The organism is Lysinibacillus sp. UBA5990 (genome assembly GCF_002429815.1).
Classification (GTDB): Bacteria; Bacillota; Bacilli; order Bacillales_A; family Planococcaceae; genus Lysinibacillus; species Lysinibacillus fusiformis.
Genome location: NZ_DJAY01000015.1, coordinates 1,314,980 through 1,340,119, shown reverse-complemented (window position 1 = coordinate 1,340,119; position 25,140 = coordinate 1,314,980). Strand labels below are relative to the sequence as shown.

Below are 25,140 nucleotides of genomic sequence, written 5' to 3'. Positions count from 1 at the left end.
AATGAGTGATTTATTCCCACTAAAACAAGTGATGGGATTTGCCTTGTCAATCATCCTTACCATCATTGCAGCTTGTGTCTATTTTTTTCAGATATCAATGCCGATTACGATGACGATACTTTTAGTCACAGCATTTATACAGGCTGGCTTGCAGTTAGTTGTCTTTATGCATGCTGGTGAAACCAATGATAAACCAGCCATCTATACGAATATTTATTATGGGTTAGTCATTGCGCTCGTTACCATTTTCGGAACATTATTATGTATGATTTGGGGGTATATCTAAATAGAGAAAAATCGTCCTTTACTTGTATAAAGTAAGGACGATTTTTTTTGGCAGTACACTTACAGAGTAATATGACTTTCTTTATCCATACTTAGGGGGTTGTATACGTTAATGACAGCATTAAATGTACTTTTTCATCCGAGTGATTACTATAAGTGTGAAGTTCTTCACCCTTGAATTTAATGACATCCCATTGGTTTAACTGATGGGTTTTCTCTCCTACCTTTATCTCCAATTGCCCATTCAATACAAGCACTATTTCCTCAGAGCCTGCTAAGTGACACTCGCTGTATTCACTTTTAGGTTCAAGACGACCTCTAAACCACTCAGTTGCATTTGTTTTGAATAAAGGTTCAACAAACCAGTTGTTATTATGACCTGCAAATTGGTATTCCGATCCAAAACGATGGACCTCTACATTTTCTTCAAAAGATAATAAAGAAACTAATGGAATATGAAGCCCTCTACATATTTTCCAAAGAATATTAACAGTTGGATTTGTTTCCCCTCGTTCAATTTTCCCTAATGTTAGCTTACTGACATTACTAATGCTTGCAAGCTCTTCGAGACTCATCCTTTTGTTTTTTCGAATCTCTCTTAAGTTCACACCTACTTGACTAGATAAATCCATATTCTCCTCCTGCAATAGATGGCACCCCTTTCATTGACTTTGCACAATAAGTATATTATAGTATACAAGTCGATTAATTATAGTTTATTTTTGAAATTAAAAAGTTAACTATAGTATATCAAATAATAACTAAAAGAGGTGTTTTCAGTGATGGCGAAATCAAAAAACTTTCCGATTATTTGGAGCGTTTTTTCTTTGTTTATACTATCTATGAATTTACGAGCTTCGATAACATCTATCTCGCCAGTATTGAAAAATATTCAAATGGATTTGCAGATGACAAGTGTTGTTGTAAGTTTATTAACAGCACTTCCCGTATTTTGTATGGGGATTTTTGCACCTTTGGCTGGCAAGCTAAGTGAACGATGGGGTATCGAATGGACGATTGGGCTATCCGTTTTATTAATTGGTGTATCAACAGCTTTACGCTTAGTGGCAACTTTCCCTTTATTTTTATTAGTAACCGCTATTCTTAGTGGGATAGGTATTGCCATCACAGGTCCACTGATTTCGGGCTATATCAAAAAGGAATTTCCTAAATATTCTTCTACGATGATCGGTGTTTATTCTGCGGGTATGGGAATTGGAGCGTCTTTAAGTGCTGGTTTAGTTGTACCTGCTATGCATGCTTTTCATCAATCCTGGAACGCAGCTTTAGCGATATGGGCGGTATTCGCTCTTATGGGTATTATTGTTTGGATTCCAATTATCAAAAAATCCAAGCAATCTCAAGAGTCATTAGAGAAATCTGCAAGTCAAAAAAGTCGACTACCTTGGGGAAACCGATATGTTTGGCTCCTTATGGTCATGTTCGGTTTACAATCTGGCGTTTATTACTCCCTAGCTACATGGCTCGCTCCTAAAGTACAGGATATGGGATATAGTGACGCCTACGCCGCAACAACGGTCACTATTTTTTCAGTCATGCAAATGATTTGTAGCTTTATCATTCCCATCTTAATAAATAATAGTTTAAAGAGAAAACCTTGGATGCTACTTTGTGCTTCAAGCTCCTTTATTGGTATTATGATGTTAATCATGGGCGGAATCTCACCTATTTTCTGTGCGACATTAACGGGCATCGGTGCTGGTGGCTTATTCCCATTAGCAATGATTTTACCTTTAGATGCAACGACTACACCAAAAGAGGCAAGTGAATGGACAGCGATGATTCAATTTGGTGGCTATATCATTAGCGGCATCATTCCAATGCTTGTTGGTGTCATCAAGGATATGACGAATACGTTTGACGTTGCCCTTTTCACCTTATTATTTATAATCATCGTTATTATGGGGCTGACGTTAAAGGTTAAAACAAAGACGGAATCAGCTACTATTCGCGTTCTACCTAGTAGATGACGGAGTGTTTCAACCGTGTTTTAGACTGTAGACAAACTATATTTAGAGATTTCAGATGCTAAAATAGTTTGTCTCTTGCTTTATAGAAAATTTATCCAAAAAATACTTTTAAATAGTAATTTATATACTGCTATTCACTATAAGTGAGGAAGGAAGAGTCTTATGAAAATATCTGTTTACGTTGCAAGTGCATTTAGCAAGGATCATCAAGGCGGGAATAAAGCAGGAGTGGTATTTAATGAGAATACATTGACCACTACTCAAAAAATGGCCATAGCCAAACAGCTGGGCTATGCGGAAACCGCATTTATATCAGAATCTGAAATGGCTGATTACAAATTTGAGTATTTTACACCTAAGGAAGAAGTAGATTTATGTGGACATGCCACAATTGGCGCTTTCACGATACTGATGCATTTAAATAAACTTTTCAAAGATCGCTATACGATTGAAACAAACAGCGGTGTTCTTACTATTACCATAAAAGATGACATCATTTTCATGGAACAAAACAAACCGATATTCTATGATGTTATATCTCCAAACGAGTTTATCGACTGTTTTGACATTAAAGATATAGACAATAAATACCCAATTCAAATTGTTTCCACGGGCTTAAAAGATATTTTAATTCCTATAACAAGCGAAACACAATTACATGCACTGCAAGCTAATTTTGAAAAAGTTAAAGAAATTAGCAAATATTATAATGTTGTCGGGATGCATCTATATACTTTTAATGACAATCGAATGATATGCAGAAATTTTGCTCCACTATACGATATTAATGAAGAAGCAGCAACTGGAACTTCAAATGGTGCATTAGCTTGCTACCTTTATGAACAACACCAATTGCAAAAAGAAGTATATGTATTTGAACAAGGTTATTCTTTACACTCTCCTTCCGAAATATTAGTTAAATTAGCAACCAATAGCAAGAATGAAATAGAAAAAGTTTATGTTGGCGGCAAAGGCTATTACTGTGAAACAAAATGTTTAAATGTAGAAAATATGAAGTGAACGTAAAAAAACGAATGCTTCTTCCCTTATTTGGCTTACGGAGAAATCTAATTCATCTTTGAAATAAAAAAACCGTTATCTTGACTATAAAATAGTCAAAATAACGGTTTGTTTTTTTATAATAGTAAACCTACTTTAATCCCTTTACTTAGTATATTTTGATAGTCGATATAGTCATAGATATCTTCATCAATAAATGAACTTAGTTCTTTCAATTGATCTATTGTTAATTCCTCAATCGCTTTGTCATGATCTTCACAATAAATAACGATGGCTCCGACAATACTATGAGCATCTCTAAATGCAACCCCCTTGCTCACTAAATAATCAGCGACCTCTGTTGCATTCAGAAACCCTCCTTTGACGGCTTTTTTCATGTTTTCACTGTTCACCTTCATCGTAGCAATCATTTTTGACATAATTTGTAGACAAGATAATACGGTATCCAATGCATCGAAAAATGGCTCCTTATCTTCTTGCATATCTTTATTGTAAGCAAGTGGTAAACCCTTCATTGTTGTTAATAGAGACGTTAGCGAGCCATATACTCGGCCTGTTTTGCCTCGTATAAGCTCTGCTGCATCAGGGTTTTTCTTCTGCGGCATAATACTGCTGCCAGTAGAATAGGCATCATCAATCGTAATAAATTTAAACTCCTGGCTACTCCACAAAATGAGCTCTTCACTTAATCTACTTAAATGCATCATGATTATGGAGAAATCTGACATTAGCTCTAATAAATAGTCGCGATCACTTACTCCATCTAAGAAATTATCTACAGGCTTAGAGAAACCTAGCTCATTAGCTGTCATTTCACGGTTAATCGAATGAGTAGTGCCTGCTAATGCGCCACACCCAAGCGGGCTTTCGTTCATAATTTCGATCGCTTTCACAATTCTTTTTTTATCACGGTTTAGCATATTATAATAAGCCATCAGATGATGTTGAAACGTTACAACCTGCGCACGTTGAAGATGCGTGTATCCTGGCATAATAACGTTATTGTCTTTTGCTTTTTGTTCTAAGCTCAGTTGTAACTCTTCAATAGAGGCAATCACCTCAAACGCCTTGTTTTTTGCATAAAGTCTAATATCTGTTGCTACTTGGTCATTACGACTTCTCGCTGTATGAAGTTTTTTCCCTGTTTCACCGATCCGCAGAGTCAAATTCGACTCTACGAAACTATGAATATCCTCATAATTTCCTTCAATTCGTAATGTGTCATTATCAATATCCTCTAAAATGGAAAGAAGTGCATTAACAATATCTTGTCCTTCTTTCTCAGTCAATAAATCGCATTGTACTAACATATGGACATGGGCAATACTGCCTTTAATATCTTCTGTGTAAAGTCTTTGATCCACCTTTAGTGAACTGTTGAAATCTTCCATTAATTTGTTTTCTTCTTTTCTAAAACGACCGCCCCAAAGCTTCATCATTCATTCTCCTTCAACCATTCTATTAAACGTTATGATATTTCAGAAATGCTTTCCTGTAATTCCTGTATATTTCCTCTTTTACGCATATACCAGACACCATTGTAAACAGCAAAATAGTAAAAGGCTAAGCCAAATATAGCGACAATTACGGACATATGAGGATCAGGGATTATGCCTTTACCACCAAAATTCCCTAGGAAGGACATAAATACAAGCATTAAAATATAAAAAATAATGTATATGCCACCAAGGAACTCCACTGATTGATGTTTTTGGATAAAGTAAATCACTAAATAACAGGCAATACCGATCACAAGTCCTGTAATAGCTAGTTGTACCTTACTCCAATTTGTCCAATAAATAAGCAGTGTGGCAAAAACGAATGCCATTGGCGCTATGACTTGCATACCTGGTAACCCATTATTTTTTGTCAAACCTACCCTACGGAAAACCATAACCGTTACACATGCAGATGCATATTTAAAAATACCGATAGCTCCTACAATCGCAACGATAGCTGTCCAGCTTTTAAGTGGGAATAAAAATAATAATCCTACTAGGAAATTGAGTGCAAGTGCACGTGTTGGGACACCGAATTTTTTATTAATTGTTCCAAAATAAGATGGTAGGAAACCACTTTTCGCCATACCAAAAACATGTCTTGACGTACCAGCTGTATAAGTAAGAGCTGAACCTGTTGGCGAAACCATCGCATCAGCTGTAATAATCCATGATAGCCAAACCATATTAGCCATCATGGCTAAATTAGCAAATGGTGAATCAAATTTAATGCCACTCCAACCATTCGCTAACATTTCTGTTGGAACTGCACCGATAAATGTAATTTGAAGTAACACATATAATACTGCCGCAACACCTAATGATGTAATGAGGGCAAGTGGAATATTTCTTCTAGGGTTGACTACTTCCCCACTCATCATAATGACATTGCCAAACCCTGTATAAGCAAAAAATATTCCGGTTGTTAAAATGGCACTTAATCCTGCACTATAGCCATTTGGTGCAAATCCTTGGCTTGAAAAATTCTCCGTATGAAAGCCTGTCATGAAAAAGGCAATGATCGTTAGAACAGGAACAATAAACTTTACGGTTGTAATAATATTGTTTGTGACTGCAAATAATTTCACCCCAAAATAATTAAAAACAACAAAAAATACCATTAAAACCATCGCTGCAAGAATACCTGATGTTGTTAGTTGCTCCTTCGTTACATCGTATAATCCTGGCCAAAATTGATTGGCATATTGAATAACACCTGATGATTCTACGGGAGCTGTAGCGCAATAGCCAAACCAGATGGAGTAACTAGTAACGGTAGCAAGCATTTTTCCGTGAGAATAAAGCGGATATCTTGCTAAGCCTCCTGTTTCAGGTTTTACTCTTCCTAACTCAGCATAAACAAGCGCTATGAGTGTGATAACAAACGCACCAATAATCCAAGAAAGTATGGCTGCCGGGCCTGCCAATTTTGCAGCTACCCATGGTCCAAAGAGCCAACTAGATCCTATTATTCCCCCTAGAGATAATGTTGTAAGTGACCAAAACCCCATTTTCTTTTTCAAATATTGTTCTTGACTCATGAATGTTCCCCTCTCTGAAAAGAGAATATTGGTATGACCTTTTAATTTGGACGCTTCAATAAAATGACGTTTTGGCAGAAAAAAATACATATTTTACTCTGCAGCGCAATGTAGTGTAGGTGATTGATATAGATTGTGCTCCTTTCTAGATGATGAAACATTGCACACATTTTTTAGGCACCATTAATTAAAGGTAATTAAAAGGTGTTTACCTTAAAATGATTTTATTTTAATCGTTTGAATTTTTCAACATATTTTTTTCAAAAAAAAATAACCATCCATGAAGATGGTTATTTCAAACGATAAATTTTACTTGGTCTTCCTCGGCTAATTTGAGCGTCTTTGCCTGTGTACTCTACTAGATCCACGTCACTTAGACTTGTTAAAATTCGTCTAGCATTGCTTTCATCCCAATAAAGATGCGCAGCTAAATCTTTAATGGTAAATTCTTGCCAGCTCATTTTTTTGACGATTGCACATAATTTATTATAATTTTTTAAGCTAATTTTTGCTTTTTTCAATTTTTCTAATAAAATATCATCATTACTCTGGTAAGAAAAACTGACTTCATCTTCTTCACCTACAGATTCAATGATCGTTCCATCTTCCTGCACGATGACAATCGGCAGCTCTGACTTTTCTTTCGATAGCTGAATAGCGCGCTGAGCATTAATTTCTGCAGAATGAACAGTTACCCCATAGCCAATTCCAACAGTGACAGTCGTATTGGATTCATTTGAAAGCTGAAAGATCGTCTCCTGCAAGTCCTTAATTTTCCGTTCAATAGCTCCACGAGAGCTAAAAATAATATAGCGGCCATTCCCCTTCTCTAATAAAGAGCCATCTAGTTGCTCACAAAATCGCAGTAAGGTTTCTTTTAACTTTAATTCTAAATACTGAAGATGATAAGTGCTTTTCGCCTTTTCAGAAATCTTGTCAAATTGCTCAATTTCGATAATTTGAACACCAATTTGAGTATCTTTAAAATAAAAAGTTCTACGTTTTTCTTCTAGTATTCGTAATGCTTGAAGAATTTCCATATCTGTAGTCGATATATGATAAGCTGGAACACCAGCCTCCTTCAGTCCTAAATAGACAGCTTGAAAGCAAGTTAAAGCACCTGCCGTTTTTTCACGATTCCATAAATCAATATGAAAATCCACTAATTCCTTTGTACTGGTGTTTACATCAAAGGTTTTGACATAGATTTCTTTAGGCGCAAAATCTAGCTGTTTTACGGCTTGCTCCAAATGAGAGGTCGTGATTTCATCAATACTTACCTTGTTTAAAAATTCTCCCTGATAAAAGCCCATATGCAACAAGCATTTATAAATGCCAGATTCAGTATGTTGAATATAAACTAAGTTTTCACCTGAATGTAACGTATTTTTCGCAACCATATACGAAATTTGACCAGAAAAAAACCATGCATCCACAGCGTGATGATTTTCCTTTACAATATTTACGGTTTCATGAAAATCATGATATGGAAATGCTATAAAATTCATAGTCATTTCGTATTCTTTGCCTAATTTAATGATGCGCTCTACAGATGAATTAGGGCCAATGACTCCAACTGTATACATTATTTCCTCCTAGTAAAATTACTTGATATATACCATTCTATAGAGAAATGCCCAATTTTTATAGTGTCATTTAAAAACTATCCAAAAATAAGGTATTTTATGGCAATAATGGTCACTTGTCGGATGGGAACATAAAAAGAGATCTGTACAGAATACAATTACTTGCTTGAAAAATCTATCGTAAACGATATTTTTCCATTTGTTAGTGTGGAATTCGTTCCAAAGCCTAATTGTTCGGCAATACTTTTCACTGTCGCGAGACCAAGCCCTGTTCCAGAGAAATGCTTATTTCGAGAGCTTTCGCCTACATAGAACGGTTGCCATATTTTAGAAATATCTTGTAGTGTTGTATGATTACTTATTTCCAATATACCCGATGTAAAGGAAATCTGTATTTCATTGTCTGATGTATATTTTAGTGCATTGCTCACCAAATTTTCTATAATATAATAGACTTTTTCCTGCTCACTATTCAGCATAAATTCCGTTACGTCAGATTGAAGAAATATTTGTTTCTCCCCCTGCAAGGGCTGATAGTTTTGGATAATTTCTTGTAGTAGCGAGAAAAAGTTAAAATGTGATACGTTCAAAGCATTTTCTTCGGTTCGAGCATAATAAAGCATATCTGTAATGATTTTTTCCATACGATCCACTTGCTGATGTATAACTGTTAAATAGGTGCCATCATCCATCCCATCTTCGATCCCACTTGAATATACATTGATTAGGGCGAGAGGCGTTTTTAACTCATGTGTTAGGCCTATCATAAATTGTTTTAAATCTAGATTCCGTTGTGTTAATAATTGCTGCGCTGATTCAAGCGTTGTACTCATTTTATTAATACTTTTGGCTAACTCTTCGATTTCATCACCTGTTTGAATGGTAGCTTGTTGAAAATTCAGTTCCCCAATCTCCTTTGCTACTTGTTGCAATTCATTTAATGGATTGGTTATCTTCCGAGATAATAGCGCTGTGACCATAATAATGATTAAAATACTCACTATCAGAAAGGCTAAATTAAAACGATTTATAAAATAGGCTATATCTGTAAAATGGGCCATAGAGGCTCCAATCATGACAAGCTGATCCCCTTCTTTCGCATAATGAACAATAAAGCTAGACTTTTGTTTCCCTTGATCATAGAGCTTTCCTACAATTTTATCTTCCGAGATAGTTTGTAGTACTTCCTCGGAAACCCAAAATTTATTTAGGGCAATATGCTCTCTCGCCAGCTGAAGTCTTAAATTTTCATTCAGGTCATTAATGGAGTCCTCTAATGGGACTGCTACAATCGTGACATCAAATTGTCGCTCCACCAATTCTACATCCTCTAATACTTGATAAGAATCAAAGGCTTCTGATACTTTTTTATTCAGCTGATATAGATAATATTTAGGGAGGAAAAACTGGCTTACAGCAAAGGATATAGAAAATGTAAGAATAACTACTAAAGTAATATAAATGGTTAGTTTTGTGCCGAGTTTCTGTTTCATTCGCTTGTACTATATCCAATCCCTCTGTGTGTTTGGATAATGTTCTCTCCTATTTTTTCTCGCAATCGTCGAATATGTGTGTCCACCGTTCGTGGATCTCCCATATAGTCCAACCCCCACACTAAATCTAGTAATTGATCTCTCGTCAAGATTTGTCTTCGATTTTGGCTAAAAATTCGTAACAGCTCGAATTCTGTTTTCGTTAACTCTATTTCGGTCCCTGCTCGCCAAACACGTTTACTTGTCACATCGAAGGACACATCATGTAGTTGTTGTATAGCTTCGATTTGCAGTAATTTTTTTGCCCTCATTATCAGTACCTTAGGATAAAATGGTTTATTGACATAATCGTCAGCCCCATCTGCTAACGCCTGAAATTCATCTTCACCTGTGTCCCTTGCTGTTAACATTAAGACCTTAATCTTTTGTGTTTTTTTCATTTCACGACAAACCATCATCCCATCTATTTTAGGCATCATCCAATCTAAAATGGCCAAATCAATTTTTTCTTGATAAAAAACGGCAAGTGCTTCTTCTCCATTTGTTGCGGTAAAAACCGTGAACCCTTCTCTTTGAAAATAGTTTTGTAAAATCTTTAACATATCTAATTCATCATCTGCAATGAGAATATTCATGTATGAAACTCCTAATCATCATATTTTTCCAGATTATATTGCTCGATAATAGCAATTAATTTTTCGGGATATAAAGGATCTGTCGAGTAATTGCTTTTTTTCAAGGCATAGGCAGCTTCTTGATAGGTTGAAGCAACCAAAACCTCTTCATATTGTTGTTCATTCCAACTGGTACCCTCTAATAATAGCTGACGATGGTCCTTTATTGCACTTTTCCAATCAGGGTAAGCTCTAAATTCTGCTTCAGTTGTGTAGCTTTTATTTTGTTCATATTCAACTGTCGGCATTTTAATGGACTTTCCATGATACCTGCCTTTCATCCCAAACAGGTTATTTGCATTGACAGCTAATTCACTTTTACCGTAATTCGACTCCAATATAGCCTGTGCAATAATTACACTAGGCAATATCTCTTGATTTTGCTTATTTAATGCAACGGCTATTGGTGCTATTTCATCAATAAATTCAACTTCGTCTTGATGGCCTTGTCCAAATAGCTTGACCATATATAGGGCTAAAATAACGGTAAGTAATAGAATATAGATTTTTTTCATTGTGTTGTACCTCATTTCCATTAAACTGATGGTTGTATCGTAAAACAGCAATGTTACAGTTATTTGACAAAACATTAAAAGTTGTAAAAAATAGCCCGTACTTTTTAAGGTACGGGCTTGCGCATAGTTTGTTCCATCCTCTTCCAATTAACAATGCGAGGTTAAAGGGAACATAAAATTACCTTGCAAAATTGCTTTTTTCGAAAGAACGAATAAAGCGTCGTCATCATTTGGCTGGATGGTCGCGGTCATACCATTCAAGGTAAACTCTGGTGTGAAATAAAATACTATTTTTTGGGTAGTATCCTTCACAATTTTGGCTAACAACTCCTCAATGTCAATGGACTGTAGGGAGATAATATCAAAAATATTTAACACCCCTTCTTCTTCCTCCATGATTACTATTGTTTCTAAGTCTTCTAAATAGTAAATGGCGTGAGGGAAAACTAACGTAAAATAAAACATTAATAAACTTTCATTTTGCTCAACAGCGATCATACTTGAATGGATATATCGATTTTTTGCATAATCTTCAAGGAGTGCTAGATCTTGCTCAATTGTTAGCTGTTGGATGCTGGTCTGCTGTCGTTGAATAGGTTTTGCTGTAAGGTCTAAGCTGAATTCACTTTCATGGATACGAGTAAAACCAAACTTCGGATAAAAATCTAGTACTGTTTCATTGGCAAAGAGATACATGAAATCACAGGCTCCTTCGTACTCGTTCATGATATGCAGCATCAGCTGCTTTGCCAAGCCTTGATGACGATAATGTTCATCGGTCATGACCGTACCAATCTGAATCCCCTTTAATTGCTCGCCGTTTATGCGAATCGACATTTTATAAACAGAAGCATTTGCAATGACTTTTCCTTCTTGAACAAATGAATAAGGAATATATTGGTCGTTCCAATACCCTTTGCTATACCAATCTCGAAAATCCAACCCAAACGTTTCTATCGCTAAATCATTAAAGCTTTCCTTTAATCGATCATCATGACGATAATCGCTCACTAATTCGTACTTTTCCATGTTTATTCCCTCCGATTTTATCTATTTATACATTATTATTAATATTGGAATCATCACCTCCTAAAAACAAAAAAAGACCCTATGAGAAAACCTCATAAAGTCCTTTGTTTATACACAGAAAACAACGTTAACCACTTCAGTAGCTACGATAGTATCTGTTTATATGGATCAGACAAAATTATGCTTCTCTACGTTATCGCAAAAGGGCAATACTAAATAATCCTATAATATTTCAAACATTATAGAATGGCCCTTCTATTAAATTCATGGGAATTTAATTTGCGATAATAAGTTTTAGCATAAATGTCTAATCTCCCTTCTGTTTTTAAGATTACTTTAATCTTACCACTTTCTGTTAAAAGTTGTCTAGAGATTCATTGACAATGTTTACACTTAAAAAGAATGAACTAAGTATAGAATATCCTTCAAATGTTAAATCTATAAACGAAGTTAATCATGAAGGGAGCCTATAATTTAGCATGAAATTTAAACTACCTTTCAATAAGCAACAACCACCATCCGTCGGAGAGGCACCAAAAGAAAAAGAAAATCTCGTAAGGGTCGCCCCGACAACTGATCATTTTATTCAGTCGATTCAAAATGCGACGAATAACCCAGCTGATCTAATTATTAAATCTATCCCACCGAATCTTACGCTTATTTATATAGATAATTTAGTCGATAATCAGACATTGAACAATGACATACTCGCTAATTTGCTGAACAGTCCTCAAGAAACACCTGATGCCATTGAATGGACTCTTTCTATTCCTGAAATCGTACAATCCAATCTACTACAGGAAACAGTAGATTCGATGGTCAATGGGTCTGTCGTTATTCATATAGATGGCTACTCACAGGTTCTTCTTGCCAATATCGCTACAAGAGAATCCAGATCATTATCAGCCCCTGAAAATGAATCACAAGTAATCGGGACGCAGGTTGGGTTTAATGAGAGTTTAACTACGAATATTTCTTTGATCCGTCGCTACATAGTCAGTCCTAACCTTTGTCATGAAAAACTAAAAATCGGTACGCGTACGAATACCTCTGTCGCACTATTATATATGAATGGCATCGCTAATGAACAAATGGTCAATACATTACGCCAACGAATGACTGATCTTTATATCGACGAGCTACTTGATAGTGCCGTTTTGTCAGAAATGATTGATGATAATTCATTGTCCGTTTTTCCTCAGATGCTTCTGACGGAAAGGCCTGACCGGTTTTGTGATGCCATATTAGATGGCAAAATTGGCGTTATAGTGGATGGTAGCTCTTTGGCCATCATTTGCCCGCAGGCATTTACAGAATTTTTCCGAAGTCAGGAAGATCAAAATTTAAGATGGCAAATTGCCACCTTTCTTCGTTTATTGCGGCTTGCCGCCTTCTTTTTATCTGTTTATTTAACACCATTTTATGTTGCAGCTGTAACCTTTCATTATGAGGTCCTTCCACAAGCCTTTTTAGTGCCATTAAGTGAGTCCAGGGCCTTGGTCCCTTTTCCACCGATATTCGAGGCGTTACTTTTAGAGTTTATTATTGAACTACTCAGAGAAGCTGGGGCAAGGCTACCGACTAAAATTGGACAAACCATTGGTATCGTTGGGGGTATCGTAATTGGGACAGCAGCAGTGCAGGCAGGAATTACTAGTAATATTCTATTGATCATCATCGCTTTAAGTGCACTCGCATCCTTCACTTCACCAAGTTATATGATGGGCAATGTAATTCGTCTGATTCGTTTTCCCATTATTATCCTTGCAGGTTTTTGGGGATTTTACGGCATTATGCTAGCATTTTGCTTTATTCTTATTCATCTTTTACGTCAAACAAGCTTAGGTGCCCCTTATATGTCTCCTTTCTACCCACCAAGGTTGAAAGAAATGCGGGATAGTATTATCAGATTGCCTATCCCATTAACAGCAAAAAGACCTGCTTTAACTAGACCAAAAGATGAAAACAAATTCGAGCCTGAGCCTGTCAAACCAGAAAAAAGTTGAAGTGAAGGTGAAATAAATGAAAAATCCTATACAACTTAGCCCTAAAGATATGATCAATGCCTATTTGCTTTTTTTTGTTGTGCATGGCGCTCAAGTTGGGGTTGGTATACAAGGATTTCAACGCATTATTTATCAAGATGCCAGACAGGATGCATGGATATCCGTTCTCCTTGCAGGCATCGCCTCACATATTGTCACCTTTTGTATGATTAAAACATTAGAGATCTACGGCTCCAATGATTTATATGGAATCCAACAGGACATATTTGGAAAATGGATTGGCAATTTCTTAAATGCTATGTATGTCTTTTATTGTTTTATTGCATTTTTCTCTGTTTTACGAAATTATATTGAAGTGATACAGGTATGGTTATTTCCTAGTATTGGGACATGGTTTCTGTCAGCTACTTTATTAATTATCACTATCTATGCCTTTACGGGTGGGCTTCGAGTGATTGTAGGTATTTCTTTTTTTAGTATTATACTTTCTTTATGGATCTTCCCAATGTTGGCCTTCCCATTGAAGTATTCAGTGGCTGAAAGTCTGCTTCCTATTTTAGAAAACGATGTTCTTTCTATATTAAAAGGAGCCCATTCAATGACCTTTACCATTATTGGCTTCGAAATCATTAACGTTATATATCCATTTGTAAAAGACAAGAAAAATGTCAGAAAACCCGTTCATTTAGGTTTGTTGTTTTCAACATTTATCTATTTATCCGTCATGATGGTGTCGATTACCTATTATAGTGAGGGAAAGCTTTTGAAAACAATCTGGGCAACATTGACATTATTTAGTTTTATTAGCTTCCCTTTTGTAGAGCGATTTGAATTTATAGCCGTTTGTTTTTGGATGCTCATTATTATACCGAATATGTGCCTGTATTTATGGGCTGCTTATCGTGGGGTAATTCGATTAGTCAATATACGCGGTACAACGTTTGTTTGGCTATTTTCTTTCTTTGCTTTCATCTGTACAATAATCGTTCAAACACGCATACAGATTAATACAATTAACACAGTTTTTGGACATATAGCATTTTATGTTATCTTTGTCTACCCTGTATTGCTATGGATTTTGGCCATACTGAAAAAGAACTTCACATCAAAGAAGGTGCATAAAAATGAACAAGCTTAGACGCTATTTTATTGTTCTTTTACCGTTTGTTTTTTTATATGGATGTGTTCAGACAAATATTTTAGACAAAGTAGGTTTAACCACATTAGTCGGCTATGATGTGGGTACAGAACATAAAATGGCTACAACAGCGGTTATTCGTGAAGTCAATCCGGAATTCCAAAGTAAAGTAGAAATTTTGACAACAGAAAATGATACGAGTAAAGGGACTCGAATGGAAGCGAACCGTAAGCTTTCAAAAAAAATTATGGTTGGTCAAATGAGGGTTGTTTTGTTTGGAGAAGATTTGGCGAAAGATGATCTTCGTTACTACATCGATACAAACCTAGAAAACGCTAGCGTTAGCAATGGTATCTATATGGCAGTGGTGGAAGGCAAAACAGCACCCTTATTGAAATACGAATATAAAGATATTGAGGATATAGGACAGCATATTTTCAGGCTAATCGAGCAAAATGTGAGACAGGAATACATGATCTCGGCCACTCTTCATCAGATAGCACATGATTATTATTCTGTTGGTAAGGATTTAGCAATGCCGATCATTAAAAGAGATGAGGAATTAGTCGAGCTCAGTGGTGTAGCTCTCTTTAAAGGTGGCAAAATGGTTAGTTCGCTCTCTGCAAGGGACAGTTTTTATGTAAGGATTATCAGGGATACATTTAAAGTAGGCTTATATGAAGCCGTTTTGGAAAAGGAAGATGTTCCATCCAAAATTCTTCAAAAACCCGCAAATAAAATAACTATTGCTTTTGATGCAATACATTCAAAAAGAAAAATGACATTAGTAAATGCCGATACACCAGAGTTTGACCTCAACATCAACATACGATCACGTGTATTAGAGGTTTATCCAGATATCAATTTTGATGACCCCAAAAGTGTAAGAATATTAGAAGAAGCAGTTGAAAAAAAAATGTCAAAGGAAATAGCAAGAGTAATTGCTCATAGTCAGAAAGTGGAATCCGATATTTTTGGCTTTGGTGAGAAGTATAGAAGCGTTGTGAGACATTCCGATTTAACAAAAGACAAATGGCATAAAATGTATAAAGATATGAAAGTGAATGTGAATGTTGATTTTGTTATCTTAAGAGATGGTGTTTTTGAATAGGCTATTGCCTATCATGGCCTGTCATAATGGATATAAAATGATGAAAAAACATGTCGTAGTGGATATCAAATGCAATACGATGTCTTTTTTCATCATTATTTACATTTTTAAATGGTCGTGTTTCGGCAATGCTCTGCCCTCTTGCTGGTCCATCTAATTTATCGATGACCGTTACAGGGTATGACTCATAAATGAACATCTCAGGATAAATCGTTGCCATTAGCGTTAACGCATCATGGACGGGGCTGCCTAGTAATGACGGGTCCCGTTCCTGATAAAATTTTGTATAGTATTCCATTAGAGGTTTGAGGATTTTTGTCCTGCCAAATGAGTCTATATAATCGACCATCCCAGGTGTAACAATAGCCTTCTGTGTGGCATTCAATGGAATAATAGTAACATTTTTTGCATAGGTGAGCACAATATTTACCGCAAATGGATCCCCATGAAAGTTTGCTTCCGCTACGGTCGTAACATTGCCTGGCACCCAAAATGCCCCACCCATAATATAAAATTCCTTCACATGTTGCATGAGTCTATTATAAAGAATAAACATGGTCGCTAGTGATGTAAGACGTCCAATATTGACAATGATCAGTTCATCATCCTTATATTTTTCGATGATTTGCACGATTTCCAAAAAGTTTTCGATTTTTATTTCATGATCTTCGTTCGGGATAATGGGACCAAGCCCATGCTCTCCATGTATTTCTGGATAATACGTTGGCTGTTCGCCAGTTAGAGGGATCTCTGCCCCTAGTATAACGGGAATTTCCTCGGGAAAATCAAATAATTTCATGACATAATAAATATTAGATACAGCATCTTCTCTTGAGACATTTCCATAATCAGCAATTAACCCAACAATTTCGATTTCTTTGTGTAGTCTGGCATAAATCAATGCTATCGTATCGTCGATGCCAATGTCCCCAAATAGTAACACTTTTTTCATCAAACATAAGCCTCCCTTTTACTGCCAATTCACCTATCCTTATAGTACGGTTCCTATGTCAACGACGACACAGATTGTTTACTTTTTTGGAAAAATTAGTGATACATAAAAACCCATCTGCATTGGCAAATGGGCTTTGAACCGAAATTTTAACGATTATGTTCAAGATACTGATAAACCGCCATCATTTCTTGTTTATTTAGCTCTCTAATACGATTGAAAATAGGAATTTGCGCCACTGCTTCCAACTGGGTTCCTTCCGTTACAACATCACTGACGGTACCCGTTAGCCATGTATGTACGTCAATGCCCTCGATGATTACCTTTTGGCCCTCATCATTAATACCAGTTGCACCACAGCTAACGCATGGAACCGTTAATTTATAGACACCGTCATGTAGTCCATCTTCCGTTAGAACTTTTTTCCCCTTACAAAATGGACAAGAATGACTGCCTTTCACTTTATTGATTTGCGTCACAATTTTTTTGTAGCCGAAAGCTTCATAAACATACGTTAGTTTTTTATATTTACCATTCGTAAAATATTGATCAATAATTGTGTCTCTTGTTTCATAAATATTCGGGAAATCACAAATCGTTACTTGGTTTTTACGGCTGATCGTAGCAATATTATCTTTGATTTTATCCCAGAATGGTAATGTATTTTGCAGAACAATCTCATAGCCAACAAAGCTGGCAAGCTCTAATTCCATCATTTTCAGTGATACTTGCATTTCCCTTGGCAGTAATGAAACATCTTGTATCAGTGACATATCACTACCTACAATGGCTTGGATTTTTTCAAGCTGTGGTAAATGGCCTACTAGTTTAATGACCTCATCAATCGGTTGATGAATTATTTCTCGAATATCCGTGTCACCAAAATGTAATTTCTTTTGGTGATTCAGGACAGAGCCATGACAAATTGGACAAGGTACCATCTTCCTTGTTTCCTTCATTTGCTCTTTAATGATGGATTTAGAGATGACAATATAACGGCCAATAATAAAATTAAAGCCTTCCCATTTTTTCGAGGATTTTGTTGCTTTATCATAAAATGATTTGTCCCAATAACCATATAAAAATGTATACTTTTCTTCTTCAGTCATATCATTATAGCTCTTACTGATGTCTTGACCTAGTTCATTTTTTATCTCTTCAAAAAGGAATGCTAATTTTGAATGTTGGTAGTATTTTAGAACATCCATCACCTCAGGATGCAATAAGCCGTCCCAGAATGGCACATTTTTATTTTGAATGACTAAATCAAAATCGAATTCTTCAATTTGTAATCGACCTGAACAGCTAGGACAATGATTTTCTTGGCTAAAGAAATCAAAGCTTCTCGTATCCTTATTCGTCGGATGGGCAGCGACAATATGATTTATGAGGCCACCTATTTCATATAGAAAACTATATTGGCTGTATAAATGTCTTTCAAGATCAATCGCAATGACAGGAGCAATCTTATTCGATTCATATTCACCGTAAATTAGACGGGCCATTGATGAAAGGCTTTTTAAGATGCCACCTTTGTAAATATTTTCGGCATTTTTAAAATAGCTAATAGGATGGTCATGTAAGTAATGAATACCATTTTTCGATGCTAAGGTAGATGTGATTTGTAGGTCAGTGGTGCTTTTCGTAAGGTGCGATTGTTTAAAATATGCTTCATGACCCACTACATCAAGATGTGTCACTGGCCCCTGCTGCCTTTTATCAAAGTCTACAATATAATCAGAGCTTTCAAGCATATAGGCATTATGCTCAATCATGATAATGGAGATCGAATCATCTTTCAGAATATCCCTAATACTATCAATAAATTGGTTTAAAATATTTTGTGATAATCCTTTGGAAGGCTCGTCAAAAATAAACAGTGTGTGAGGATTTCGAGAATTGGCGAACAGCTCTGACACTAAATGCACACATTGGAATTCACCGGTTGATAGAGTTTGTGTTTTTCTTTCCAGCGTTAAATAGCCTAGACCAAGTTTGATGAGCAAGCTTAAACGTTTATGAGCAATATCTTCCTTCGGGAGCTCCTCGATAATATCTTCAATCGAGCGTTGAAAAATATCATCGATTTCCTCACTATATTTGGTCAATTTCTTTTTAATATCAAGAAATGTCGCAACAGTGGATCGGCTTGTAATCGATTGATTTCGATCTTGCCCAACCATCACTAATTTATCTTTTGGATAGCGCTTTAGAAAATCCTTTGCGATACACTCATTAACTAGTGTTGATTTCCCACAGCCAGACTCTCCTGTGAAGGTGACAAGTTGATTTTGTGGAATTTCTATCGCGTCTATTTGGATATTGCGGCAATGTAGGTCGCGGAATTGATAGAAGGTCTTTGGTTTTACCTGACTACGTTCCCAATAGATAGGCTGTGGTCGAGGAGATTCTTCCACGATTTTTCCTCCGTATTTTCCACTCCCTGGTCCAAAGAATAGATGTTTATCTGCTGTATCTAAAACCGTATCCGAATGATCGATTAGCCAAATTTGATTTTTAGAGCCAAGTCGTTGAATTTGCTCTAAAATTTTCAAGAGTGTGTCATGGTCAAGACCTACGGAGATTTCATCAACAATAATTACCGTATTTTCGCTCGTTGCCATAAACTCAGCTAAATAGAGTCTTGTTAATTCTCCTCCTGATAATGTACCCATTATGCGATTTAATGATAAATAGCCAATATTCATTTGGATAATATTTTGAAGAATACGTTGTTTTTCTTCACTAATCTTTAATTCTGTTGATAAGGAATAGATCGTTTCCACACTTAATTGATGGATATCTGAAATACTATATAGTTCATCCCTTAATGTTAGCTGATGCTGTTCTACTTCCTGGCTATAGCGCTTCCCCTGACATTTTTTACATTCAATATTTTTCGTCGTCCCACGTCCTTTACACGTCGGACACCAGCCTAGTGCATTATTAAAGGAAAAAACTTCTGGAGATAAATGAAACTCTTCCGCTAATCGATCACGTATTTCCTTAAATACACCTGTATGCGTACCGATAGTTGAGCGTGGATTTGTAGATATGGATGATTTCCCTAGAAAAAGAACTAATGGCATATCCTCCATTTTAATGGCGCTAAAATTCGTTTCCATAATCGCTGGAAACAAATATTGGTATTCAGCTTTAGGTAATAAAGAAACAAGACGCTTTTTGGATTCTTCCCCTATTGTTTGACAAAAAGTGGTTTTCCCTGATCCAGACAAGCCAGCAATGCCAAGGGATAGATCTTCAGGTAAGTCGACATCTAAACGGTTAATATTGTTGGCAATAAGTTGATTAATCTTCATTCTGTTTTCCTTCCGTGTTTACTATTTTCACATGGACACTTTATTTATCTAAGAAGAGCGACCTTCAGAAAATGAAAGAACACAATTCATTTAAAGGAATTGCGCTCTTTTTCATAAAGGTTGATTCAATTACTAGGCTAATACTTTTTCAAGCTGACTACCCATGTTAGTCCAAGCGTATTTAGCTCCTTCAATTGCTCCTTGACGAGCTTTTGTTTCTTCACTAAATCCACCTTGATCGAGATGTAACTGAGTTGTACCGTCAGATGATTGCGATAATGTCCAAGTTACAGTTGTTGTTTCACCCGCACTTGTCCAAGTGTAAGATAGTTTATGCGGCTCATCAATTTCAAGTACCTCACAATCGACAATGCCATCCCACCATTCGTTTGGCTCAGCTTGGAACTGGAATTTATGGCCTACAATCGGCTGAAAATCATTGCTCCAAATCCATTTTGCCAGTGTGTCCGAATCAGTTAAGGCATGCCATACTTGCTCGATGGAACTTGTAAATTTAAAATCTAATGCTACATCTGGTTTCATTTGTCTTCCCCCAATAATAAATGTAATTTTGAAATTCTTGCTTTCCAGAAATCTTCGTAAATCGATATCCAATCTTGTATTTCTTTCAATGGAGCCGCATTTAGCCTATATCTTGTTTCCCTACCTTCTTTTCGAGCGATCACAAGGCCTGCGTCTTTCAAGATAGTTAAATGTTTAGACACGGCAGTACGTCCCATATCAAAGTGAGCCGTTAATTCGTGAAGCGGTAACTCATCTGCCTTAGCTAATAAATTAATCAATTGGCGTCTTGTAGGGTCAGCAATGGCTACATACACGTCACGCTCTTGATGATTGTTATTCAAAACCACCACCCTTTCTATTAGGACACTAAATGGTGTCCTAATTATATGACACCATTTAGTGTCTAGTCAATTATTATTTTGGACATTTTGTTATGGATTTTATACTTATGAATACAAAAAACACAAAGGTGAGCTCCTTTGTGTTTGTATGAATGATAATTGTCTATGGATATTATGCTTTGGACATACCATAAAACAGGCATCCATCGTTGTTTTTAGGATATTTTTAAGCAAGTTCTAATGGTAAAAATGCATATTCCCCATCTCGAATAATAGGACATTTACGAACCTTAATGGAATATTGGAAAAGTGGTCCATCCAAAACTGTAGTATGGAACTCTCCCCCTTCTCCACAAGGGTCGATATTACGCTCTTCCAATTCTTTTATATAATCAGGAGTAAGTACTCGTCCTAAATCCTCCGTTGTCATGCCTAATGATAAATTTACTGTCACCACCATGGTGACAAACCCTAAGTGAATAAATTCATCAACTGCGTCCCGATGATTCATCTCCCATAATGGCATGCCAAGCTTTAGACCAACCTTTTTCGTCACCTCATCATGCCAGCAGCCATGTGCAGGCATATCTAAATCACCCGTAACTAACACCTCTGCCCCTTGATTTTTCGCATTTTTTAAAAGTTCGATAAATACACGTTCATAATCCGTCCAACTTGCCGCAGCCGTATAGACTGGCAATCCGATCGAATCGGCTTGAGCCTGTATAAGCTCAGGTGGCATGCCGTGGGATCGAGAGCGTTTCCCTTCCTCCTCTAGCATGACAATAAGACCCATCGCTCGTCCCACCTGTGATGCTTTATATAAAGCTAAAACACTATCCTTTCCCCCACTGAATGAAGCGATGAATGGATGATTGTGCGCATTATTTTTCCAGCCAGTTGTTTCTGTCATTTCTATTTCTCCTTTTACTGTCCATGAAGATCAATCCTTCTTGCATTCTTATTAGGTAGTCGCTATTAAAGCTACTTGCTTCATCTATTTTTTTCACCAACGTTATTGATAATTTTACATGATAGGGATGTAGTAGGAAATCACTCTTTTATTTTATCACAAGCATGCTGAGAATCTGGATATTTATGTTAAGGTATACTTAACGGTTGATGGAAAAAGGAGGAATGCTATGAGTGATTATGTAAAAGCACTCAGACAACAGCTTGGGACAATGCCTCTAATTTTGGTAGGTTCAACGGTCATTGTCTTAAATGATGAGAAACAAATTCTGCTCCAGCTACGCTCTGATATAAAAATGTGGGGTTTACCTGGAGGAGCGATGGAACCTGGTGAAAGTTTAGAGGATACCGCAAGACGTGAATTATTTGAGGAAACTGGGCTACATACTTCCCAACTACGTTTTGTAACGATGCTATCTGGTCAGCAGGATTATTATCAATACCCAAATGGCGATGAAGTATATGGGGTAACCGCCGTTTTTTTGGCAGAACAAATAGATGGACAGCTTGAAACGGTTGATGGTGAGAGTTTACAGCTAGCCTATTTTTCTTTAGATGCGTTGCCATCTAATACCGTCAAGAAAGCAATAGATATTATTAATACCTATTTATTAAAGGAAAACATCACTGATAGGATGAAAGGTCGTGACTTGGTTGAACCGTTTTAAAGCAATGTTATTTGATTTAGATAACACCTTACTTAATAGAGATGAGGCAGTAGATAGATTATTTTTCAAGCTGGTAAAAATGTGTTACAGAGATGTTGATCATACGTTAGAAAATGAAATGCGACAACAATCTAAAGTATATGATGGAACATACTTTGGTCAGCGTGATAAAACCGATGTTATCGCTTCATTTTTTGGTGAATTTCCGCCGCAAAACGGCATGCCAAACCATGCTATTCAAGACTTTTGGAATCTTCACTTTCCTCAATGTTTTGCTGTTCATCAGGATACGATAACGTTCATTCATCGTATAAAGCAGCAAGTGAAAGTGGGCATAATCACAAATGGCGCTGTAGAAAGGCAGAAAGCTAAAATAGCCTACACAAAATTAGATCGCTGTTTTGATACGGTCATTATTTCTGAGGAAGTGGGATTTAGTAAACCAGATAAGCGTATCTTTGAAATGGCCTTAAAAAGACTGGATGTCAATCCAGAGGAAACTCTTTTTGTTGGGGATGACTTAGAGAAGGATATTAATGGGTGTCAACAGGCCCATATAAAGGGCGTCTGGTTTAATCCATCCATTCGCAAAAATGACACTGCTATCCAGCCATATGCCGAGATTCATTCGTTGGAGCGTTTAGAAAGTTACTTCATATAGAAGGACAAAACCCCTGAGTTTTCGCCCAGGGGTTCGTGTACGTACTATTAATATGCTTGGGCAAACCAAACGGTATGTTTTGCTTCATTCCCACAGCAAATACAAGTCGTTTTTGTTGTTGGTGGATTGAATGGAATATTGCGAGTCGTGTATTTCGTTTCTTCCTTCACTTTTTCCTCGCACACATCTTCCCCACACCATCCAGCAAGTACCCAGCCTGGAATAGTCCCATTTTCCTTAGCTGTTTCAATGTGCTGCTGTAATTGTGGCAATGTATCAATCGTTGAATGAGCATTTGCCTCTCGGAATTGACGAGCTTTCTCTAGTAATCGTGTTTGCATCGTCGTTAATTCTTTCTCAATGGCTGTCACAACTGCTGATAATTCAATCGTCTGTTTTTCATCCTCATCACGTGCTTTCAGTAAAGCTTGCTTGTTTTCAAGATCACGTGGGCCTAATTCAAGACGAACAGGCACTCCTTTTAGCTCCCATTCGTTAAACTTAAAGCCAGGCGATTGGTCTGAATCATCAAGTCGTACCCGAATCCCCTTCGCTTTTAATGCCGCAAAAATTTCATCCAGCTGCTCCATAATTTGAGGATTCTTTTTCCATGGTCCTACTGGAATTAAAATCACTTGGGTTGGAGCAATTCGTGGAGGTAAAACTAGTCCTTGCTCATCCCCGTGTACCATAATGACAGAACCAATTAAACGTGTAGATGTCCCCCAAGATGTTGTGTGTACATATTCGTGCTGGTTCGCTTTATTTAAATATTTTATGTTAAAGGCTTCTGCAAATTTTGTTCCTAAATAATGGGACGTACCAGCTTGCACAGCCTTCCCATTTTTCATCATTGCCTCAATCGAATACGTATCGACAGCTCCTGCAAAACGTTCAGATGGTGTTTTTTGTCCATCATAGACTGGAATCGCTAGAACTTGTTCCACCACTTCTTTATAAATGTCTAGCATTTGCATCGTTTCTTTACGTGCATCTGCCTCATCAACATGGGCCGTATGCCCTTCCTGCCAAAGGAATTCTGAGGTACGAATGAAAGGTAATGTTTTCTTTTCCCATCGGAAGACATTTGCCCATTGATTAATGAGAACAGGTAGGTCACGGTAGCTTTTAATCCAATTTGAATAAAGGTGGCCAATCATTGTTTCAGATGTCGGACGAAGTGCTAAGCGTTCTTCTAATTTTTCACCCGCTGCTTCAGTCACCCAAGGAAGCTCAGGTGAGAACCCTTCAATATGATCCTTTTCCTTTTGGAAGAAGGATTCAGGAATTAGCATTGGAAAATAGGCATTTCGATGGCCTGTATCTTTAAAACGACGGTCCATTGCCTCCTGTATATGCTCCCAAATTTCGTAGCCATCTGGTTTAAAGGCGATACAGCCACGAACTGGCGTATAATCCATTAAATCTGCTTTTTGAATGGTTTCGATATACCATTTTGAAAAATCCTCTAGTTGTTTTGACATTGTGCTTACCTCCATTTTTTTGTAAGTATTTATTTGATGAATTAAAAAAGCACAAAGCTGTCCTTGTATAAAGGACGTCTTTGTGCTGGATCGACGTGGTACCACCTTGAATTTAGCTTTAAGCTAAGCTTAAAACCCTCTAGCGTTTAGTAACGAAAACGACTCGGTTATGTTTTTCATAACTTCTCCGTGGTAGGTGTTCAGTAAAGAAGCGGTGATATAGCTCTCAGCAGGTGCTATATTTTCTGTTTCACTATTCTTACTTACTTGGCCACATCATCAAATTGTAATTTATATTATCTCTCACTTTAGCAAAATTATTCATGAAT

Annotated in this window: 22 protein-coding genes; 8 read left to right on the top strand and 14 right to left on the bottom strand. The window is 36.7% G+C overall.

Annotated elements, in window-relative coordinates; translation table 11 throughout:
- Position 1 precedes the first annotated feature (1 nt).
- Positions 2 to 286 carry a cytochrome aa3 quinol oxidase subunit IV gene (gene qoxD, locus B3D94_RS19265; protein WP_008177593.1) on the top strand — a complete coding sequence of 95 codons (285 nt, stop codon included), beginning with the start codon at positions 2 to 4 and terminating at the stop codon, positions 284 to 286.
- A gap of 91 nt (positions 287 to 377) precedes the next feature.
- On the opposite strand, the gene B3D94_RS19260 is transcribed toward qoxD, so the two are convergent.
- A complete protein-coding gene (locus B3D94_RS19260; protein ID WP_291759504.1) occupies positions 378 to 917 on the bottom strand; it encodes a helix-turn-helix domain-containing protein in 540 nt (179 codons plus the stop codon).
- 150 nt (positions 918 to 1,067) lie between these two features.
- Between B3D94_RS19260 and B3D94_RS19255 the strand changes: the two genes are divergently transcribed.
- Positions 1,068 to 2,276 carry a CynX/NimT family MFS transporter gene (locus tag B3D94_RS19255; protein WP_291759501.1) on the top strand — a complete coding sequence of 403 codons (1,209 nt, stop codon included), beginning with the start codon at positions 1,068 to 1,070 and terminating at the stop codon, positions 2,274 to 2,276.
- A gap of 162 nt (positions 2,277 to 2,438) precedes the next feature.
- The gene (locus B3D94_RS19250; protein ID WP_291759498.1) at positions 2,439 to 3,296 is read left to right on the top strand and encodes a PhzF family phenazine biosynthesis protein; all 858 of its coding nucleotides are present in this window, start codon (positions 2,439 to 2,441) and stop codon (positions 3,294 to 3,296) included.
- A 116-nt stretch (positions 3,297 to 3,412) separates the two neighbouring features.
- Here the strand turns inward: B3D94_RS19250 and argH are convergent, their stop codons facing one another.
- The 7 genes from argH to B3D94_RS19215 form a co-directional block, all read right to left on the bottom strand.
- Entirely contained in the window at positions 3,413 to 4,735 is a 1,323-nt protein-coding gene (gene argH / locus B3D94_RS19245) for an argininosuccinate lyase (RefSeq protein ID WP_291759495.1), read from the bottom strand.
- Between the two features lie 29 nt (positions 4,736 to 4,764).
- Complete coding sequence (locus tag B3D94_RS19240; RefSeq protein WP_291759492.1) at positions 4,765 to 6,336, bottom strand: APC family permease; 1,572 nt, start codon at positions 6,334 to 6,336, stop codon at positions 4,765 to 4,767.
- 290 nt (positions 6,337 to 6,626) lie between these two features.
- Positions 6,627 to 7,922, bottom strand: a complete 1,296-nt coding sequence (locus tag B3D94_RS19235; RefSeq protein ID WP_069481365.1) for a hypothetical protein — start codon at positions 7,920 to 7,922, stop codon at positions 6,627 to 6,629.
- A gap of 158 nt (positions 7,923 to 8,080) precedes the next feature.
- On the bottom strand, positions 8,081 to 9,415 hold the full coding sequence (locus tag B3D94_RS19230) for a sensor histidine kinase (RefSeq protein WP_291759489.1): 1,335 nt from the start codon (positions 9,413 to 9,415) through the stop codon (positions 8,081 to 8,083).
- Complete coding sequence (locus B3D94_RS19225) at positions 9,412 to 10,050, bottom strand: response regulator transcription factor (protein ID WP_291759487.1); 639 nt, start codon at positions 10,048 to 10,050, stop codon at positions 9,412 to 9,414. The genes B3D94_RS19230 and B3D94_RS19225 overlap by 4 nt, the downstream gene beginning before the upstream one ends.
- 11 nt (positions 10,051 to 10,061) lie before the next feature.
- Positions 10,062 to 10,604, bottom strand: coding sequence for a glycoside hydrolase family 73 protein (locus B3D94_RS19220; RefSeq protein ID WP_069481362.1), 543 nt, complete (start codon positions 10,602 to 10,604; stop codon positions 10,062 to 10,064).
- A 147-nt stretch (positions 10,605 to 10,751) separates the two neighbouring features.
- Positions 10,752 to 11,633: a GNAT family N-acetyltransferase gene (locus tag B3D94_RS19215; protein ID WP_069481361.1), complete on the bottom strand. Its 882-nt coding sequence runs from the start codon at positions 11,631 to 11,633 to the stop codon at positions 10,752 to 10,754.
- Positions 11,634 to 12,112: 479 nt separating this feature from the next.
- Here B3D94_RS19215 and B3D94_RS19210 point away from each other — a divergent pair, with 479 nt between their 5' ends.
- The 3 genes from B3D94_RS19210 to B3D94_RS19200 are packed head-to-tail and all read left to right on the top strand — an operon-like array spanning position 12,113 to position 15,888.
- Positions 12,113 to 13,639, top strand: a complete 1,527-nt coding sequence (locus B3D94_RS19210; RefSeq protein WP_291759434.1) for a spore germination protein — start codon at positions 12,113 to 12,115, stop codon at positions 13,637 to 13,639.
- A gap of 16 nt (positions 13,640 to 13,655) precedes the next feature.
- Positions 13,656 to 14,777 (top strand): GerAB/ArcD/ProY family transporter, encoded by a 1,122-nt coding sequence (locus tag B3D94_RS19205; protein WP_291759432.1) that lies wholly within the window; start codon positions 13,656 to 13,658, stop codon positions 14,775 to 14,777.
- Positions 14,764 to 15,888, top strand: a complete 1,125-nt coding sequence (locus tag B3D94_RS19200; protein ID WP_291759429.1) for a Ger(x)C family spore germination protein — start codon at positions 14,764 to 14,766, stop codon at positions 15,886 to 15,888. Before B3D94_RS19205 ends, B3D94_RS19200 begins: the two co-directional genes overlap by 14 nt.
- A gap of 1 nt (position 15,889) precedes the next feature.
- Here the strand turns inward: B3D94_RS19200 and B3D94_RS19195 are convergent, their stop codons facing one another.
- From B3D94_RS19195 to B3D94_RS19175, 5 genes are all read right to left on the bottom strand, one after another.
- Positions 15,890 to 16,843, bottom strand: coding sequence for a nucleoside hydrolase (locus B3D94_RS19195; RefSeq protein WP_291759427.1), 954 nt, complete (start codon positions 16,841 to 16,843; stop codon positions 15,890 to 15,892).
- Positions 16,844 to 16,989: 146 nt separating this feature from the next.
- Positions 16,990 to 20,160, bottom strand: a complete 3,171-nt coding sequence (locus B3D94_RS19190) for an ATP-binding cassette domain-containing protein (protein WP_291759424.1) — start codon at positions 20,158 to 20,160, stop codon at positions 16,990 to 16,992.
- Positions 20,161 to 20,292: 132 nt separating this feature from the next.
- Entirely contained in the window at positions 20,293 to 20,703 is a 411-nt protein-coding gene (locus B3D94_RS19185; protein ID WP_291759421.1) for an SRPBCC family protein, read from the bottom strand.
- Positions 20,700 to 21,026, bottom strand: a complete 327-nt coding sequence (locus tag B3D94_RS19180; protein ID WP_036125832.1) for an ArsR/SmtB family transcription factor — start codon at positions 21,024 to 21,026, stop codon at positions 20,700 to 20,702. Before B3D94_RS19180 ends, B3D94_RS19185 begins: the two co-directional genes overlap by 4 nt.
- Before the next feature lie 226 nt (positions 21,027 to 21,252).
- Complete coding sequence (locus tag B3D94_RS19175; RefSeq protein WP_291759415.1) at positions 21,253 to 21,939, bottom strand: diphthine--ammonia ligase; 687 nt, start codon at positions 21,937 to 21,939, stop codon at positions 21,253 to 21,255.
- Positions 21,940 to 22,168: 229 nt separating this feature from the next.
- Between B3D94_RS19175 and B3D94_RS19170 the strand changes: the two genes are divergently transcribed.
- Positions 22,169 to 22,666: an NUDIX hydrolase gene (locus B3D94_RS19170; protein ID WP_291759413.1), complete on the top strand. Its 498-nt coding sequence runs from the start codon at positions 22,169 to 22,171 to the stop codon at positions 22,664 to 22,666.
- Positions 22,653 to 23,327 (top strand): HAD family hydrolase, encoded by a 675-nt coding sequence (locus B3D94_RS19165; RefSeq protein ID WP_291760676.1) that lies wholly within the window; start codon positions 22,653 to 22,655, stop codon positions 23,325 to 23,327. The genes B3D94_RS19170 and B3D94_RS19165 overlap by 14 nt, the downstream gene beginning before the upstream one ends.
- Before the next feature lie 47 nt (positions 23,328 to 23,374).
- Here B3D94_RS19165 and proS read toward each other — a convergent pair whose 3' ends face one another.
- Complete coding sequence (gene proS / locus B3D94_RS19160) at positions 23,375 to 24,811, bottom strand: proline--tRNA ligase (protein WP_291759410.1); 1,437 nt, start codon at positions 24,809 to 24,811, stop codon at positions 23,375 to 23,377.
- Positions 24,812 to 25,140: the final 329 nt, after the last annotated feature.